Origin of the sequence: Cellvibrio sp. BR, from assembly GCF_000263355.1 — a bacterium.
GTDB lineage: Bacteria > Pseudomonadota > Gammaproteobacteria > Pseudomonadales > Cellvibrionaceae > Cellvibrio.
The window spans coordinates 498,616-516,147 of sequence record NZ_JH668202.1 but is presented as its reverse complement, the minus strand read 5'-3'; the positions used below and the strand labels follow the sequence as shown (position 1 = coordinate 516,147).

Sequence of the window (17,532 nt, the reverse complement as noted above, 5' to 3'; positions counted from 1 at the left end):
TTCATCGCGAGTTATTTTTTGGAACTATTTTTATCATCTGCGAGGTATCCGGTGGTCAAACAACGTTTTCAGGCTTTGGATGTAATGCGTGGTTTGACCCTCGCGTTGATGATTCTGGTCAACACACCGGGTTCGTGGAGTTTTGTTTACGGCCCTTTATTGCACGCTGATTGGCATGGCGCCACAGCTACCGATTTTGTTTTTCCCTTCTTTATGTTTATCGTTGGCTCCTCCATGTATTTCGCTATGCGTGGTTTACGTCAGCTGGCGCCTGCGGCACAAGCACAAAAAATTCTGCGCCGTGTGGTGCTGTTATTTGTGATTGGTGTTTTGCTCTCGGCTTATCCGTTTACCAACAACATTGAAAATTGGCGGGTGATGGGGGTGTTGCAGCGCATTGCGATTGCCTACGGTTTTGCGGCATTTATTATTTTGTATTTTGGTTTTACCGGTCGGGTAGTGATGAGTGCGATCTTATTGCTTGGCTATTGGGGTTTGCTAAATATCGCTGCTGACCCTTACAGCCTTGAACATAACCTGGTGCGTCAATTTGATTTGGCAGTATTGGGTGCAAATCATTTGTGGCAAGGCAAGGGGCTAGCCTTTGATCCGGAAGGCATCCTCAGCACTGTTCCCTCCATTGTAAATGTGATTATTGGCTTTGAAGCGACGCGGGTATTGCTGGCGAGTGAGGATAAAGCAAAAGCCTTAAGCCAATTATTTGTTGCAGCACTGTTATTGATTGGTTTGGCGCTGGTGTGGAATTTGTTGTTCCCGATTAATAAATCACTCTGGACCAGTTCTTTTGTGGTATTGACCTGCGGGGTTGCCATCCTGCTGCTGTTATTGTTGGTTAAACTTGAACAATCTGCGGCGGCAAGCGCGGTTAAACCGGTTTATCATTTTTTTGAAATTATTGGCAAAAACCCCTTATTTATTTATGTGCTGTCGGGTTTGTTGGCGACAACCTTGTATTTAATTCCAGTGGGTGGTGAATCGGCTTACGCGGCACTTTATGCGGCCTTCTGCACCTTTGCTGATCCCTATATGGCCTCATTATTGTTTGCATTGTTGATGGTATTGATCCTGTGGTGTGTGGCCTGGGTGCTGCATAAGCGCAACATTATTATTAGCCTCTAAATAACGCCTTTTTACTTTGGACGTTAAACCGTTTTATAGGTGTTTTTATGAAACAAGCTTTGGTCGGTGCACGCATTTTTACCGGCGAAGAATTTCTGGATGATTACGCGCTGGTACTCGCGGGCGAAAAAATTGACGCGCTGCTACCACGTGCGCAACTGGACTCATCTATTCCGCAAACATTGCTGGTGGGTGGTGTGCTTGCGGCTGGTTTTATTGACCTACAAGTGAATGGCGGCGGAGGGGCATTTTTTACTAACGATACCAGTGTCAGTGCCATTCAAACCATACTCGATGGTCATCGCCCGACCGGCACTACATCGCTGCTGCCAACCTTGATTAGCGATACCCGTGAGGTGCATCAGGCCGGTGTAAAAGCGGTGGCGGATGCGGTTGCTGCTGGTATGAAAGGTGTTCTTGGCGTGCATGTGGAAGGGCCGTTTTTTGATATGGCACGTCGCGGTGCGCACAACGAGCGCTACATTCGCGCAATGGAGCAGGCGGATATTGATTGGTTGGTGGCCTCGGTAAAAGGTCAGCACGATTTTAAAGTGATGCTCACGCTGGCGCCCGAGCATGCGGCGCCCGGTCAAATTAAACAATTAACGTCGGCCGGTGTCGTTGTCTGTGCGGGTCATACGGATGCGCATTACGAATCGGTAGTCAATGCGCTAAAAGAAGGACTCTCCGGATTTACGCATTTGTATAACGCGATGCGCCCGACTACTGGTCGTGAACCCGGAGTCGTGGGGGCTGCACTTGAGGACGCTAACAGTTGGTGCGGAATTATTATTGATACCTATCACGTGCATGCGGCGTCTGCGCGAATTGCTTACTCTGCAAAACCCAAGGGCAAAATGTATTTAGTGACGGACGCTATGTCGACTGTCGGCTCGCCGGAAAAATCGTTTCAAATTTATGGCGAAACTATTTATGAAAAAGACGGTTGCCTGGTAAATGCGGAAGGACGTTTGGCGGGTAGCGCGATTGGGATGATAGATGCGGTGCGTCTGAATACTGCCTGGGTTGGTGTGGAGTTGGCGGAGAGCCTGCGCATGGCATCACTTTACCCCGCGCAATTTATGCAGGTGGATAATTATTTGGGGCGTATCGCCAGCGGTTATCGCGCGGATCTGGTTCATTTTACCGATGATTATCGTGTAACCCATACCTGGGTGGCGGGTGATCTGCGGTCCCATATTTAAAAAGCTGGAACGGTTGAGCAGTAGCTTTTACTGTCAGACTCGCCGTAAACCCATCCATGGGGGATCGTCGTCGACATCCTGTCTCCCACGGACTGCCAGTAAAAACTACTGCTCAGCCTTAGTGCTAAATTTTTAGTTAATGCCACTCACTGGAGTGTTCGATGAAAGTTGTAATTTTGAAAGATGCTGCCGCGGTTGCGCGTTATGGTGCAGATATTTTTATCCAACAAATTAATCAAAAACCTGATTCTGTTTTGGGTTTGGCGACGGGCTCCACACCGGTTGCACTTTATAAAGAGTTGATTGCTGCGTATAAAAATGCTCAGGTTTCATTTAAACGTGTGAGCAGTTTTAATCTGGATGAATACCTTGGCTTGCCATCAAGCCATCCGCAAAGTTATCGCTATTTTATGAATCAACAGTTGTTTGATCATGTTGATATCGACAAGGCGCAAACTCATGTTCCGCCGGGTGATGCGCAAGATCCGTTTAACGCTTGCGAAATTTATGAAGCGGCCATTAAACAGAAAGGTGGTATTGATATTCAATTGCTCGGCATTGGTCGCAACGGGCATATTGGTTTTAATGAGCCATCTTCGTCACTTATGTCTCGCACGCGAGTAAAAACCTTAACGCGCGCGACTATCGAAGACAACGCCCGTTTTTTTGGCGCAGACGAATACCAGCCTCATTTATCCATCACCATGGGTATAGGTACAATTCTCGAATCAAAAAAAGTGGTGCTACTTGCCACGGGTGAAAATAAAGCTGAGGCAATTAAAGCAACAGTGGAAGGGCCATTAACCGCCGCTTGCCCGGCATCGGCCTTGCAGTTGCATGAACAGGTGGTGTTAGTAATTGATGAAGCGGCTGCTTCGCAGCTGTCGGATGTGGATTTTTACAAACATATCGAAATAGAAAATCAAAAATTATTGGAAAGATTGGAGCAGTTGAAACTTCGTTGATTCACACTTCCGTTAGAGTATCGCTAAAAACCAAAAAGGCCGACTTGCAACAAGTCGGCCTTTTTATTGATTGGTATCTGAGTTATTGAACTAGCGTTTAGTCGGGGCTGGGCAGGTGGAGTCACGCACAATTAGCTGCGGATAAAAACCTTCACTCTCCACATCGCGGTGCGCGCGAATTGTGTCAATTAACAGCCCGGTCGCCCGTTCAGCAATCGTGGTATTGGGTTGCTGTGCAGTGGTGAGGTTGGGCCAGGCTTGACGCGAGAAGGGGCTGTCTTCAAAGCCGACAATAGAAAGTTGCTGCGGAACTTCCACGCCTTGAATCCGCGCGGCAAATAAAGTGCCCGCGGCTATTTCGTCGTTACAGGCAAATACAGCAGTAGGTTTTAAGTTGGATGCCAATAGTTGGCGAGTACGTTTTACCCCTGACTCAAACGAATATTCACCGGGGATAATTAATTTTTTATCGAGTGTAATTTTGTTGGCTTTGAGTGCGGCTCTGTAGCCTTCCAAGCGTTCAATACTGGATTTATGGGTTTCTTCACCACCTAAAAAGGCGATAGATTTGTGACCAAGGTCGATCAGGTATTGGGTAATTTTGTAAGCTGCTGTGCGGTCGTCGATAAAAATACAGGGGCCTTTTTTATCGGGCGGCTGTGAGCCGGACAGAATGCGCACAAATGGGATTTTACGTTTGCCCAGGGCAGAGAGTACCTCAGGCATTTCCGACATGGGTGGTGTGAGTACCAGGCCGCCTACTTGACTGCGATCCACCATGTTCAACACTTCATCGATAATGTCGTCGGCTTTGGAATCGCAGGGGTGAATCACCAACTCATAACCCTGACGACGACATTCGCCCAATATGCCTTTTTGCATATCGATCACGTAGTTGCTGTTGGGGTTGTCGTAAATAAACCCGATGGAAGAGGCCGCCCCACGCAGTAACCGCGCAGATAGATTCGGTTGGTAGTTCAGCGCCTTGACCGCCTGCATCACTTTTTCCTGCAGCTCTTGCCCAACCGTACCCTCTTTATTAATGACGCGCGATACGGTTTTAAACGAGACGCCAGCCAGTTTGGCGACATCTTTAATCGTGGCTTTGGACTTGGGTGCGTGTTTATCGACACTGGTTTTCATAGTGGTAGGTTTCAGTTGATCAGCAAAGTGCTAGGTTAGAGCTTAGGCTGGCAGAGCGCAATCATTTCACTGACTGTGACACCACTGATTAGCCCGGCAAATCAGTGAGGCCACGCAAGGATATGTAAAACATTTTGGATCTGTATATCAGCAGTGGCACCATGAACGCGCAAACAGATGTGGATGCGCCGACTGTTGCACAAGTGTTATTGCTGCGCGTGTTCGTGTTGACCCATAACCATAATGAGGTTTATCCATGAAAAAATTCTCTACGCTCATCGTTTTATCATTTAGTTTGTTATTTGCTGGCGCTCAGGCTCAGGCTGCCAAACAATTGGAATCACTGTGGCAAACGATCGATTTACCCACGCCCGAGTCAGTGCTTTATGTGGCCGACAAAAAGGCGCCCTACCTGTTTGTAGCATTGATTGACGGGCAGGGTGATGTGGCTGACGGCAAAGGTGGCATCGCAAAATTAGCCACCGATGGCAAAGTAATCGATAAAAACTGGATTAGCGGGCTCAACGCGCCCAAAGGTATGGCGCTGCACGAGAATTACCTCTATGTGGCCGATATTACCGAACTGGTCATTATTGATATCAAGAAACAGAAAGTTATCAAAAAAATTCCTGTTGCCGATTCAGTTTTTTTAAATGATGTGACGGTAAATTCTTCCGGTGTGGTGTTTGTATCTGACACGCGCACGAATAAAGTCCACCGCTATCTGGATGGTAAAATCGAACTCTATTTGGATAAGGTCAGCAGCGCCAATGGCCTGAAAGCCTTAGGTTCTACCCTGGTGGTAGGCGCTGGCCAAGAGTTAATATTGGTTGATGCAGACAAAAATCGTGCAGTGATTGCCAAAGGGTTTGAGTCAGGAATTGACGGTATAGAAATGATTGAGCGCGGTGAGTTTATCGTGTCTTGCTGGGTGGGCTTGGTGTATTACGTTCACAGCGATGGTGGTCTTGAATTGTTGATCGATTCACGCGAGCAAAAAATCAATACGGCGGACATCGGTTACGATCCTAATACCCAGCAGCTGTTTGTGCCCAATTTTTTCAAAAATACGGTGACAGCGTATCAATTGAAATAATCCCTGCAATTAATCGCCCCACTGCTTATGGGGTCTGCTAAAAGCCGTTGCAGTTGCAACGGCTTTTTATTGTCTCGATATTTGTGTTGGCTAATCTTTTTTGTTCATTTCCTGCGCAAATTTTGCCTGTTGTTCCGGCGAAGCTTCCGTTTGAAATTGTGTTTTCCATTCACTGTAGGGCATACCATAAATGTGTGTGCGCGCATCTTCATAATCCAGCTCAAGCTGTTGTTCTGCTCCGGCGGCTACATACCATTTGCTTAAGCAATTGCGGCAAAACCCGGCGAGGTTCATCAAGTCGATATTTTGCGCATCTTTGCGACTATCCAAGTGTGCAACCAAGCGACGAAAGGCGGCGGCTTCCAATTTTTCCCGCATGGCGGGGCTGAGATCTTCAATTTTCATAGGTTGATACTCGAGTAAATTAAAACGGTGCCGATATTCTACGATGCTTTATCTGAATCAGGGGTAATTGCTGTGTTGCCGTCGTCTGTTATGGATTAAATCCTGTTCTTGTCTTGATCCTCAATTCAAGCTGCCTATACTCAAACGGTACTGTTAAGCTTGTCGCCTGAATTGTTTTGTTATTTCACGGGTTGCTTATCTCTTCGGGGCAAACCTGTTTTTGGATTGGGGGTTTTTGCGTGAATATCATTTTGGGCATTATTGTTGTCCTCGGTTGTGTTATCGGTGGCTTTGTTGTCCATGGCGGTAACCCAATGGCGCTGATGTCGCCCATCGAGGTATTGATTATCTGCGGAGCATCTTTTGGGGCAATGATTATTGGTAATCCACTGTCGGTGACTATGGGGGTTATCAAATCCGGCGGCTCATTGATGACGCCCTCCAAATTCAACAAGGTGTTTTATCTGGAGCTGCTGACGCTGCTGTATGACATCCTCAACAAAACGCGACGTGAAGGTTTGATGGCCATTGAGGGTGATATCGAAGAGCCCGACTCCAGTCCTATTTTTGCTAATTACCCTTCTATTTTGAAAGATCACCATATCGTTGAATTCATCTGTGATTACCTGCGCATTATGGTGGCAGGCAATATGGCGCCCCATGAACTGGAGTCACTCATGGAGCAGGAGCTCGATGGCCACCATCAGGAAGCCTCGGTAGTGCCTGGAGCCATTCAGAATGCGGCAGATGGTTTGCCCGGTTTTGGGATTGTCGCGGCCGTGCTCGGGGTAATTATTACTATGGGTAAAATTGGTGGGCCACCAGCGGAAATTGGTGCTGCTGTAGCGGCGGCTCTGGTGGGCACGCTGCTCGGTATTTTGTTTGCTTACGGTTTCATCGCACCATTTGCGAGTTATTTACAGGGCAAGGTGCGCGACGAGAGTCGCTCCTACGAATGTGTAAAAGCGGTACTGGTTGCTTCCATGAACGGAGTACCACCGCAGGTCGCGGTCGAGTTTGGTCGTAAAGTTCTTTTCCACAGTGTTCGCCCCAGCTTTAAAGAGCTGGAAGAGCAATATCGCGCCAGCAAGAAGTAAGGTCGATTTTTTATGGAAAAGAATTCAGCTCAGCAACCCATTATCATCAAAAAGAAAAAGGGTCATGGCCATGGTCATCATGGTGGTTCATGGAAGGTTGCGCTCGCCGACTTTATGACGGCGATGATGGCGTTTTTTTTGTTGATGTGGCTATTGGGGAGTACTACACCAGAGGAAAAAAAAGCCATTTCTGGTTATTTTGTGGATCCGGGTAGCCCCTATGTGGTGGGTGAGGGCGGTGCTAACCCCGGTTTGATCAGCTTGGACCAGCCCGTGCAACCTTCTACCCCTACTGAAGCCCAAGAGGCTCCCGCGCAGGATGTGAATGAAGAGCAGCTTAAAAAGGAAATGGAGCGCATTGAAAATGAGCAGCTGGAAGAACTGAAAAAACAACTGGAGACGGAGATTAACGCGCTCGATTCGGTGTTCCAACAAATTAAGGATCAGATCCTCATCGATTTTACCGCGTTGGGTTTACGCATCCAGATCGTCGATAAGGATCAGCGACCGATGTTCGATGTGGGAAGTGCCAACCTCAAACCCTATTCGGTGGACGTGTTGAACGCCCTTGCACCTATCCTCAATAAAGTGCAAAACAAAATCAGCATCACTGGCCATACAGATTCAACACCTTACGGTGTTGGAGCTACCTACACTAACTGGGAGTTATCTGCTGATCGTGCCAATGCCGCGCGCCGCGCGTTGTTGCAGGGAACTTATCCGGAAGAAAAAGTAGCCACCGTTCAGGGTATGGGCTCAGCCGCTCCCTTTCTGGTGGATCGCCCGAATGAACCCATTAACCGCCGCATCGCCATTATTGTGCTGAAAAAAGCGGTGGCCGATGCTTTGGGTAGTGGGGCAGGTATAGACAGCAGCAAGCTGATCAACAGCAGTGATACCTTCATAGCACCACCGCCAGCCGGCCCTAAGATTTTGTCGCCAACAGAGGTGAATGACGCGATTGATGCGGCCAATGCGCCCTGATGTAATTCCAATTGCCATAATGAAAAAGCCCGGATCATGTCCGGGCTTTTTCATTATGGGCAGTCTCAGTCTTGTGCAGCGAGTTGATCGCGAATGAAACCGAACAGTTTGCGTGCATTGGTTGGCGGTTTGTTCTCCTCTCGCTCCTTTTGCGCAGCGCGAACCAGTTGGCGTAAATGCTGTACATCAAGACCTGGGCAGGATGTTACCAGTGTCTGGAATATCTGTTTGTCACCTTCAATCAGCAAGTCGCGGTAGCGTTCGATCTGGTGTTGGCGATGCACGTATTGATCGCTGCGGTTTTGCATTTTATCAACCGCTGCTTTGATCTCCTCGTGATTGCCCTCGCGCATCAAACGGCCAATGTATTGAATCTGGCGACGACGTGCTTCTTTAGGGGGGAGTTTGCGCGCAATGTAAATTGCATCCAGCATGGTGTCGCTCAGGGGAATACTGGCGAGCTGCTTTTCGTTCATATCAATGAGACTTTCACCCAGCGCTTGCAGTGCATGCATATCGCGTTTGACCTGCGATTTGCTGAGGATGTAGTCATCGGGATTGATGTCGTCGTAGTTATAAACCATAAAAATATCTGTATTGATCGGGTGAGTAGCGGCTAGTGTGCAGATTTATCTGCCAATCGATTGCCGATAACAAGGGAAACGATGTAAAAGGTCGCGCAGCTTAGTGCACTCAAGCGGTAGTAACAACCGCTTTAGATTAACAATAGAGTATTTATTCGCCTTCTTCAAAGCGATCAGCAATGAGTGCACGGATGGCAGTCATTGCCGCCTCGGCATCATCACCTTCTGTGCTCACTTCCAGGCGGCTGCCACAGCTGGCGGCAAGAAGCATTAATGACATAACACTTTTGGCATCGGCCCACACGCCGTCGCTCACCCGCGCTTGCACATTAGCCTGAAATTGGTTGGCTAAGGTGGCAAGTTTCGCGGCAGCGCGTGCATGCAGTCCGCGTTTATTAATGATGTCGAGAGTTTCAATTGCCATGATTTAATGTTTTTTGTGTTTATTGATATCGCGATGTCGAACCTGAACATCACTAAAACTCTGGTCAAAATAGCGTTGTAGCTTTTCTGCCAGGTAAACAGACCTATGCTGGCCACCCGTACATCCCACCGCAATGGTGATGTAACTACGATTATTCGCCTGATAGCGCGGCAGCCAGCGTGCCAAATAGTGCTCGATATCGTCGTACATCTCTTTGACGGTAATCTGTTCTTCCAAAAATTCGATTACATCCTGATCTTTGCCAGTAAGCGGGCGCAGGTTAGGTTTCCAGTGGGGGTTGGGAAGGCAGCGTGCGTCAAATACCAGATCGGCGTTTACCGGAATACCATGTTTGAAGCCAAAGGATTCAAACAAAATCGCCATCGTCGATTCGCTGCGGCCTACAACACGTTCTTTTACCAAGTCGCGCAATTCGTGCAAATTTAAATGACTGGTATCTATGACCTGATCGGCACAATCGCGAATAGGTTCAAGCAGCTGCTGCTCTGCGGCGATGGATTCCTCAAGGCTGGTGTGTTTATCCGACAGCGGATGCTTGCGCCTGGTTTCGCTAAAACGTTGGATAAGTACGGCGGGTTGAGAATCCAGAAACAGGGTTTGAAATGGCAGGTGCGCTTCTTTCAGCGTACTTATCATCTGCGGGAATATATTCAGATCCTGCCAGGCGTTGCGCACATCAATGCCGATTGCAAAACGCTGTTGGTCATCTTTATGAATTTGTATTTGTGCAACCAGCGCGGGTAGCAGGCTGACTGGTAGATTGTCGATGCAGTTAAAGCCCACATCTTCAAGGACATGCAGGGCGGTACTTTTTCCTGAGCCTGAAAGCCCGCTTACAATCACGAGGTGCATGGTATTGACCTGCTAAGGCGCTATAGCGACCTGATAAAGTGCGGCATCGCTATCGGCAGCACGCAAACGCTGGCGATAGTCAGCATTATTCAGCGCCCCAGCCAGAGCGGCCAGTGTTTGTAGGTGCTCATCATGAGCATCTTCGGGCACTAACATGGCGAAGAGAATGTCCACAGGCTGGGAATCTATGGCATCAAAGTCAATCGGGTCAGCCAATGTCAGGAGTGCACCGATTGTGCCGCTGCAGTTTTCAACCCTGCAATGCGGAATGGCAATGCCGTGCCCTATACCGGTTGAGCCAAGTCGCTCGCGACCAATCAAACGGCGAAATAACTCATCGGCATCAATGCCAGGAACATCCTGTGCGATGGCGTTGGCCAGTAGTTCCAGAGCACGTTTTTTGCTGCCGCCTTCAACGGCACACAAGGTTCGGCCGGGGCTAATAAGATTTTGAATTTGCATGGTAGGAGGTGATTACCAGGAATCTCTCAATTGTTGAGGCAGTGAGCGGAGATGATCTCGCTGCCTCCAGGGTGGGTTAGCGATGACTGCGCATCTTTTCTTTGTGCTTAATTAATTGGCGATCCAGCTTATCGGCCAATGAATCAATTGCTGCGTACAGATCTTCGTGAGTGGCATCCGCAAACAAATCTTTGCCGCTGACATGGATGGTTGCTTCTGCTTTTTGAATCAACTTATCGACGGAGAGGATGACGTGAGTACTGGTAATGCGATCGTGGTGGTGGCTCAGGCGCTCAATTTTGCTGCTGACATAGTCTTTCAGCGAATCGGTAACTTCCAAATGATGACCACTGATGTTTATTTGCATAGATACTTCCTCTCGATAGAAACAAAATGGTTGTGATCAGCACAACCTAACAGCTCGTCCGTGATTTTCTTCCGAATTTCGTATTTATAACCGATTAATGATAATTAAATGGTTTTGCGCTCATTAGAGGGTGGAATATTCAGCGACTCGCGATATTTTGCAATGGTACGACGCGCTACCTGAATTCCCTGTTCCGCGAGCAGGTCGGTGATTTTGCTGTCGCTCAACGGTTTTTTGGGGTTTTCCGCACTCACCAACTTTTTAATAATTGCGCGAATCGCTGTTGAAGAGCACTCGCCGCCGCTATCGGTACTAACATGGCTGGAGAAAAAGTATTTCAGTTCGAAGATACCCTGCGGTGTGTGCATATATTTCTGCGTGGTTACCCGCGAAATAGTGGATTCATGCATCTCAACAATTTCAGCAATATCGTGCAGCACCAGCGGCTTCATAGCCTCGGGGCCGTAATCGAGAAACCCGCGTTGTTTTTCCACAATACAACTGGCTACTTTAAGCAGAGTCTCATTGCGGCTCTGTAAACTTTTCAGGAACCAGCGGGCTTCTTGCAAATTATCCTTGAGAAATGTGTTGTCGCTGCTCGAGTCCGCGCGCTTTACCATGGAGGCATAATTGGAATTGATACGCAGGCGCGGTGCAATTTCCGGGTTTAATTCAACAATCCAGCGGCCATCGCGCTTTTCAACGAACACATCCGGTACTACATATTCCGTGTCACCACTGGCAATAATATCGCCTGGGCGAGGGTTTAGGCTTTGGATCAGGGTGATGGCCTGGCTCAACTCGGCCTCTTTCAGTTTGGTGCGGCGCATTAACTGACGGTAGTCGCGACTACCCAATATAGGCAAGTAAAGTTTGGCGATTAATTTTGCCGAATCCAAAAAGGGTGTTTTGGGGTCAAACTGTTGTAACTGCACCAATAAACATTCAGATAAGTTTTGGCTGCACACACCGCAGGGATCAAACTGCTGCAGCCGGTGTTGAACTGCAACAACTTCATCCAGTTCCAGCTCTTCAAAATCGCCACGCATTCCTTCGAATATTTCTTCAATGGTAATAGACAGCATGCCGCTGGGTTCAACCGCGTCGATAATTGCCATCGCCAACACCCGGTCGCGATCTGACATGGGCGTTAAATTGAGTTGCCACATCAAATGATCATAGAGTGAGTCGGTAACAGCGCGACGGCTTTCAAAATCATTGTCTTCATTATCGTAGTTGCTGGAGCTGCCGGTTGATGAAGTTTGGTAAACATCGTCCCAGCTGGTATCTACCGGTAAATCGCTGGGAATCGAGTCGCTCCAGTCACCGCTGTCGGCGCTGAAACTATCGCCTTCACCATAGACATCGCTATCACCAAAGGATTCCCCATCGCTAAAGCTTTCACCCTCGCCAAAACTTTCAGATTCGCCGTAGCCTGGTTCGTTGAAGTTATCAGCGGTTGATGACGAGAAATTGTCGCTGGCATTGAAGTCGGCGCTATTGTCGGTGCCGGATTCTGCAGCAATTTCCTGCTGGCGGGTGTAATCAATCTTATCGTCCGCGCTGCCTTCGTAATCGCTGCCGGTAGTTGCTGAGTCAAAACCTTCCTCAACTTCCAGCATGGGATTGGATTCGAGCGCTTCCTGGATTTCCTGTTGAAGATCCAGCGTGGAGAGCTGCAAAAGACGTATCGCCTGTTGCAGTTGGGGAGTCATTGTCAGCTGTTGGCCGAGTTTAAGCTGGAGAGATTGTTTCATTGTTGTAGCAACAAACCCTTATTTAACGCGGGATGGAAAACATCTGTTAGGTGGAGTTTAGTCAGGGTTTGCGCTTCAAGCAACATACTTAAGCAAGCTTTATGCCTAGTAGCCAAATAATATTACTTGTCAAGTTGTTTGTCGGGTGGTTAAAGCGTTTGTTGAACTCACAGGCGAAAGTGTTCGCCCAGATAGACTTCGCGGACTTTGCTGTTACTCAACACTGTATCGGCATCACCTTCGGCAATAATGTGTCCTTCGCTTACGATATAGGCAGTCTCGCAGATGTCCAAGGTCTCTCGTACATTATGGTCGGTAATAAGAACGCCAATCCCGCGATCTTTGAGGTGACGGACTATTTCTTTGATGTCGTTAACCGAAATCGGGTCAACACCCGCAAAGGGTTCATCGAGCAGGATAAATTTAGGGTCCGTCGCCAGTGCGCGGGCGATTTCTACCCGGCGCCGCTCACCACCTGAGAGTGCCATGCCAAGGCTGTCACGAATATGGGTGATGTGAAATTCGTTCAGCAGTGCTTCCAGTTTCTCTGCGCGTGCTTCCCGATTCAGGTCTTTGCGAGTCTCAAGGATCGCCATAATATTATCGGCGACGGTAAGTTTGCGGAAAATGGATGCTTCTTGTGGCAAATAACCAATACCGGCACGTGCGCGTCCATGAATTGGCAGTTGGGTGATATCGCGATCATCAATTAATACGTTGCCATTATCTGCCGGTACTAAACCGGCGATCATATAAAAGCAGGTGGTTTTTCCGGCGCCATTAGGGCCCAGGAGCCCAACAATATGGCCGCTCTCTACTGTGATAGAGACATCGATAACCACTTTACGTTTTTTGTAGCTCTTGGCGAGGTGTCGCGCGTGCAAACTAGGCATAGGAATCAGTTGCTATTGGCTGTGGATGAGGGGGCCTGTAGGTCTTCTGGTTTCGCGGATTTAGGGGGAATGACTATCTCTATTCGTTGTCCTTCGCCAGTGTTGTTGCCTTCTGCCTTCATCACTTCTTTGACCAGATCGTAATCGATATGTGGGCCACTCATGACGGCACCATTTTGCTCAACGGAAGCATCTTCAATGAGTAGTAAATGCTCGTTGTTGGGGGTGTAGGTAATTTGTTTGGCGGATGCGGTGACTACCCCTTGTTCTGCTTCCGGCTGTTGCTGGAATTTCGCAGGGCTGCCAGTGGCGATCATTTTTTCCACGCCACCTTCATTGTTGGTGTGGATGATGATTGAGTCGGCATTGATAATGAGTGAGCCTTGGCGGATCTCAACCGAGCCTGTGTAAGTTGCCACCCCGTTTTTTTGATCAACGGTCAGGTTGTCAGCGGAGCCGCGGATAGTTTCATTTTTGTCGCTTGGTAACGCCCAAGCTGTCACCGAACAGCATAAGCCCGCGAGCAGGGGAAGTATTTTAAGCAGTGATTTAGCGCGGTTCATAAGCGGCCTTAACTTGGGACTTTAACTGAAGCTGACTATTGGCGAAGTCTGCTTCCATGCCTTGGGCCGACATCTGGCCTTTTGCGCTGCGCATCTTAACAGCTTTGTCGGTGCGCGCGAATTGTGTCTTTGGGAATAGGTCCAGCAGGCTGGTGGTGATACGTACAACACCATTGGAGTTGGTTTGCTGTTGAATCACGACATCATCCTGCAGCCGGATGAATTCACCATTGAGTTGGCTTTTACCTTCGCGCGCATTAACTAGCCAGGGCGCAGTAGCGTCTTTGTCGTAAAAAGCCATGGCGGGTTGTTCAAAGAGTGTGTAATCGCGCTCCGAAGGGCCGTCTGCACTGATTTGATAATGGGTTACTTGTGGTGTCGTTAGTTGATAGCGAAGTGTTCCCTCTGGACTGTATTCGCGTGTCTCCACAGATTTCATGTAGTACTGGGGAAAACCGCTGGACTCATATTGGTCTGGTTGAATGTCATCTTTGTGCCTGAGGGAAAAGGCAAAGAACACCACCACCAGGGCAAAGGCGACTAGCCAGGGGCCCGGAATATGCTGGTGTAATCGCTGGATGCGCTGTAATAGGGCCATAATTTAGTGAGTGCTTCCAGTGAGGTAGGTATTTAAGGCGGTATCAAAGGTATTTTGTGCTTGCATTATAAGATCACAAGCTGCGCGCACCGCACCTTCACCACCGCGTTCGCTGCTTTGCCAGTGCGCGCGTTGGGCAACACTGAAATGGGCATTGGCCACAGTGAAGGCAAGGCCGACCCGTGTCATAACGGTAAGATCCGGCCAGTCATCACCCATAAAGGCAATTTCATGCAAGGCAAAGCTGTGATGCTGGAGTATTTCCTGTAGTGCATTCCACTTGTCTTCGCGGCCTTGTACTAAAATCTCGATTCCCAAATCGTTGGCGCGTTTGGCAACCAGGTTGCTGGTTCGTCCAGTAATAATCCCTACTTTAACGCCGGTTTTCTGCAGGGCTTTGATGCCTTGTCCGTCCAATGTGCTGAATGATTTAAATTCTTCGCCGCTATTGCTGAAGTAGAGGCGGCCGTCGGTAAGTACGCCATCCACATCTAACAATAAAAGTTTGATCTGTATGGCGCGCTCGCGTAATTCTGAGTTCATGCTCTGTTCCTGGTGGTGCTGCAATTGCAGGTTAGATGATGCCTGCGCGCAACAAGTCATTGATTTTTACGACACCGACAAGCTGTTTTTGTTCGTTGCTGACCAGTAGTACGTTTATTTTTGCTTCTTCCATTACCGCTAATGCTTCAGCGGCGAGCATGTTCTCGCGCAGAATTTTGGGGGTGGTGTTCATTAACTCGTATGTTTTAGCGCTGCGCACATCTACACCGCGATCAATACTGCGGCGTAAATCGCCATCGGTAAATATACCAAGTAGTTCATTATCGCTATTCATGACGGTTGTCATGCCAAAGCCTTTTTCTGACATCACCATTAATGCATCAAGTAGCGGTGTTTCAGGGGAGACGCGCGGTATATCACCGCCGGTATGCATGACATCTGAGAGGCGCAGCAGTAGTTTGCGTCCCAGCGCGCCACCGGGGTGAGAGAAGGCAAAATCTTCCGCGGTAAAACCGCGTGCTTCCAGCAGTGCAATGGCGAGAGCATCGCCCATTACCAATGTGGCAGTGGTGCTGGAGGTGGGGGCTAAATCGAGTGGGCAGGCCTCGTGAACTACACTGATGTCCAGGTTCACTTCAGCGACTTCGCCCAATGTGGATTGGGCATTGGCGGTCATGCTGATAATTTTGATTCCCGCGCGTTTTAATAGTGGCAACAGGGTAACAATTTCGCTGGATGTGCCGGAATAGGAAATGGCCAGCACTATGTCGCTTTTGGTGATCATGCCCAGATCACCGTGACTTGCCTCGCCGGGATGAACAAAAAAGGCAGGGGTGCCTGTGCTTGCCAGTGTGGCTGCGATTTTTTTGCCAATATGACCGGATTTACCCATGCCGGTCACTATAACTCTGCCGCTACAGGCCATTATCAACGCGCACGCACGGGTGAAGTTGGCATCGATGCGCTCACTTAATGCGTTAACAGCTTCTGCTTCAAGGCGGATAGTGCGTAGTGCAGAGCTAAGATAATCAAAACTGGCCATGTGACTATTCCAAAAAGCGGGAGGGCATTATAGCGGTCATGTTCGCCAAGGCGAGGGGCTGCGATGTTTTTTCCGCTTTAGCGGTTATCGAGCGGCATATCAAAATGCTATAGTCCGCCGCGCAAACCTGCTCGCTGCGCCTTCAGGTTAAGTTAACCTCCCCTTTGGTTCAATAAATCGCCACACCCACAATGTCATTAAAAAGAATGGCACCATAAGGAACTAGCGCTGTCCGAGTTTCGGTCACCTTAGTCTGGCTCAGGGCCAACTTGAATGAATTCATCTGACTTAATGGAAGGTTTTACCATGAAATATCTGCTTACCAAAATATCCGGTGCTGTTCTAAGCACGTTTTTATTATTCGGCGTCCATACAGTTGCCCAAGCAGCGGACGCGAATCAAGAACCGAAAGTTATTGTTGAGTCGGTTGCACAGGAACTCTTCGGTTTGGTTAAGGAAAAAAATGCGGCTAAAACCGCAGACGATATCTATTTCAAGCAGGTAGAAAAGGTACTTGATGAAGTGGTTAACTTCCCTTTCATTGCTGCTTCAGTGATGGGCAAGTCCACCTACAGCAAGGCCACTCCCGCGCAACGGACGCAGTTCCTGAAAGTGTTTAAAGATGGCATGGTGAAATCTCTGGCTAAAGGCATTCTCGGCTATGCAGATAGCAAGGTTACACTCGCGGGTGTGGTGACCGATCCCAAAAACGCCAAGCGCGTTGTAGTAAAGCAAGAAGTAATGGCTGAAGGCACTAGTCACAAGCTTGATTACACTATGGTGCAGGGCAAGTCTGGCGAGTGGAAGCTCATCAATGTGGTTCTCAATGGGGTAAATCTTGGGCAGTCATTTAGCGGTCAGTTCAAGGCCGGCCTGAAGAAGCATAGTGGTGATATTGATCAGGTGATTGCCAACTGGCTCGTGGATGCGTGATTTGTGATCTGACCTCAGTATCTTTTTATCCTCAACCCCCAGCCCCGGCTGGGGGTTTTGCATTTCAGGGTGCGGATTTTTAAGTGCGATATGGGCGACATTCCGGTAAACTCCGCGCCTTATTTACTTATCGCTAGATTATGTTCGCCCAAGGCTGTTCACTGCCTGTGACTGCCGGGTGCGAACCAGCCATTATCGGAAAATATTATGCAAGCCGAACAAATTAAAGCCCTGATTGAAAGCCAAATCCCTGAGTGTGATGTGAAATCCGTAGAGGTGCAGGGCGATCATATAGGTTTGGTGATTGTCAGCCCGGCTTTTGCTGGCCTGACTCCTGTTAAAAAACAGCAGTTGGTGTTGTCTACACTCAGCGCCCAGTTTGCCGATCGCAGTATCCATGCGGTGGACTATATCAAGGCGTTTACCCCCGAGCAGTGGCAGGCCCAGCAGTAATTCCGGCTGCAGTCTTGTTCGCTCATTTCGGTGGCTATAGCGAT

The 17,532-nt window shown here is 48.7% G+C and carries 21 protein-coding genes; 8 read left to right on the top strand and 13 right to left on the bottom strand.

Annotated features, from left to right (window positions below):
- The first annotated feature begins 51 nt into the window (after positions 1-51).
- The 3 genes from O59_RS12570 (at position 52) to nagB (ending at position 3,310) form a co-directional block, all read left to right on the top strand.
- Positions 52-1,140 carry an acyltransferase family protein gene (locus tag O59_RS12570; protein WP_007643251.1) on the top strand — a complete coding sequence of 363 codons (1,089 nt, stop codon included), beginning with the start codon at positions 52-54 and terminating at the stop codon, positions 1,138-1,140.
- 47 nt (positions 1,141-1,187) lie between these two features.
- Positions 1,188-2,345, top strand: a complete 1,158-nt coding sequence (gene nagA, locus O59_RS12565) for an N-acetylglucosamine-6-phosphate deacetylase (protein ID WP_007643248.1) — start codon at positions 1,188-1,190, stop codon at positions 2,343-2,345.
- 161 nt (positions 2,346-2,506) lie between these two features.
- Positions 2,507-3,310 carry a glucosamine-6-phosphate deaminase gene (gene nagB, locus O59_RS12560; protein WP_007643240.1) on the top strand — a complete coding sequence of 268 codons (804 nt, stop codon included), beginning with the start codon at positions 2,507-2,509 and terminating at the stop codon, positions 3,308-3,310.
- 90 nt (positions 3,311-3,400) lie between these two features.
- On the opposite strand, the gene O59_RS12555 is transcribed toward nagB, so the two are convergent.
- The gene (locus O59_RS12555) at positions 3,401-4,453 is read right to left on the bottom strand and encodes a LacI family DNA-binding transcriptional regulator (RefSeq protein WP_007643238.1); all 1,053 of its coding nucleotides are present in this window, start codon (positions 4,451-4,453) and stop codon (positions 3,401-3,403) included.
- A gap of 256 nt (positions 4,454-4,709) precedes the next feature.
- Between O59_RS12555 and O59_RS12550 the strand changes: the two genes are divergently transcribed.
- Entirely contained in the window at positions 4,710-5,549 is an 840-nt protein-coding gene (locus O59_RS12550; protein WP_007643236.1) for an ATP/GTP-binding protein, read from the top strand.
- A 90-nt stretch (positions 5,550-5,639) separates the two neighbouring features.
- On the opposite strand, the gene O59_RS12545 is transcribed toward O59_RS12550, so the two are convergent.
- Positions 5,640-5,954, bottom strand: coding sequence for a DUF1244 domain-containing protein (locus O59_RS12545; RefSeq protein WP_007643234.1), 315 nt, complete (start codon positions 5,952-5,954; stop codon positions 5,640-5,642).
- A 239-nt stretch (positions 5,955-6,193) separates the two neighbouring features.
- On the opposite strand from O59_RS12545, the gene motA reads away from it, so the two are divergent.
- Together motA and motB are read left to right on the top strand one after the other, a co-directional pair.
- A complete protein-coding gene (motA, locus tag O59_RS12540) occupies positions 6,194-7,051 on the top strand; it encodes a flagellar motor stator protein MotA (protein ID WP_040392543.1) in 858 nt (285 codons plus the stop codon).
- A gap of 12 nt (positions 7,052-7,063) precedes the next feature.
- On the top strand, positions 7,064-8,035 hold the full coding sequence (motB, locus tag O59_RS12535) for a flagellar motor protein MotB (RefSeq protein WP_007643228.1): 972 nt from the start codon (positions 7,064-7,066) through the stop codon (positions 8,033-8,035).
- 65 nt (positions 8,036-8,100) lie between these two features.
- On the opposite strand, the gene yjgA is transcribed toward motB, so the two are convergent.
- From yjgA to O59_RS12480, 11 genes are all read right to left on the bottom strand, one after another.
- The gene (yjgA, locus tag O59_RS12530) at positions 8,101-8,619 is read right to left on the bottom strand and encodes a ribosome biogenesis factor YjgA (protein WP_007643226.1); all 519 of its coding nucleotides are present in this window, start codon (positions 8,617-8,619) and stop codon (positions 8,101-8,103) included.
- Between the two features lie 151 nt (positions 8,620-8,770).
- On the bottom strand, positions 8,771-9,043 hold the full coding sequence (locus tag O59_RS12525; protein ID WP_007643225.1) for an HPr family phosphocarrier protein: 273 nt from the start codon (positions 9,041-9,043) through the stop codon (positions 8,771-8,773).
- A 3-nt stretch (positions 9,044-9,046) separates the two neighbouring features.
- Positions 9,047-9,916, bottom strand: a complete 870-nt coding sequence (gene rapZ / locus O59_RS12520; protein WP_040392346.1) for an RNase adapter RapZ — start codon at positions 9,914-9,916, stop codon at positions 9,047-9,049.
- A 12-nt stretch (positions 9,917-9,928) separates the two neighbouring features.
- Positions 9,929-10,378 (bottom strand): PTS IIA-like nitrogen regulatory protein PtsN, encoded by a 450-nt coding sequence (gene ptsN, locus O59_RS12515; RefSeq protein WP_007643223.1) that lies wholly within the window; start codon positions 10,376-10,378, stop codon positions 9,929-9,931.
- Between the two features lie 76 nt (positions 10,379-10,454).
- A complete protein-coding gene (gene hpf / locus O59_RS12510; RefSeq protein ID WP_007643222.1) occupies positions 10,455-10,745 on the bottom strand; it encodes a ribosome hibernation-promoting factor, HPF/YfiA family in 291 nt (96 codons plus the stop codon).
- 104 nt (positions 10,746-10,849) lie between these two features.
- On the bottom strand, positions 10,850-12,502 hold the full coding sequence (locus tag O59_RS12505; RefSeq protein WP_007643221.1) for an RNA polymerase factor sigma-54: 1,653 nt from the start codon (positions 12,500-12,502) through the stop codon (positions 10,850-10,852).
- Positions 12,503-12,669: 167 nt separating this feature from the next.
- Positions 12,670-13,395: an LPS export ABC transporter ATP-binding protein gene (gene lptB / locus O59_RS12500; protein WP_007643219.1), complete on the bottom strand. Its 726-nt coding sequence runs from the start codon at positions 13,393-13,395 to the stop codon at positions 12,670-12,672.
- A 5-nt stretch (positions 13,396-13,400) separates the two neighbouring features.
- Complete coding sequence (lptA, locus tag O59_RS12495; RefSeq protein WP_007643218.1) at positions 13,401-13,958, bottom strand: lipopolysaccharide transport periplasmic protein LptA; 558 nt, start codon at positions 13,956-13,958, stop codon at positions 13,401-13,403.
- Positions 13,945-14,556 (bottom strand): LPS export ABC transporter periplasmic protein LptC, encoded by a 612-nt coding sequence (gene lptC, locus O59_RS12490; protein ID WP_007643217.1) that lies wholly within the window; start codon positions 14,554-14,556, stop codon positions 13,945-13,947. Before lptC ends, lptA begins: the two co-directional genes overlap by 14 nt.
- Positions 14,557-14,559: 3 nt before the next feature.
- Positions 14,560-15,099 (bottom strand): HAD family hydrolase, encoded by a 540-nt coding sequence (locus O59_RS12485; protein ID WP_007643216.1) that lies wholly within the window; start codon positions 15,097-15,099, stop codon positions 14,560-14,562.
- Between the two features lie 31 nt (positions 15,100-15,130).
- On the bottom strand, positions 15,131-16,102 hold the full coding sequence (locus O59_RS12480; protein WP_007643215.1) for a KpsF/GutQ family sugar-phosphate isomerase: 972 nt from the start codon (positions 16,100-16,102) through the stop codon (positions 15,131-15,133).
- 273 nt (positions 16,103-16,375) lie between these two features.
- Between O59_RS12480 and O59_RS12475 the strand changes: the two genes are divergently transcribed.
- Entirely contained in the window at positions 16,376-17,035 is a 660-nt protein-coding gene (locus O59_RS12475) for a phospholipid-binding protein MlaC (RefSeq protein ID WP_007643212.1), read from the top strand.
- Positions 17,036-17,242: 207 nt separating this feature from the next.
- Positions 17,243-17,488 carry a BolA family protein gene (locus O59_RS12470; protein ID WP_007643211.1) on the top strand — a complete coding sequence of 82 codons (246 nt, stop codon included), beginning with the start codon at positions 17,243-17,245 and terminating at the stop codon, positions 17,486-17,488.
- Positions 17,489-17,532 lie beyond the last annotated feature (44 nt).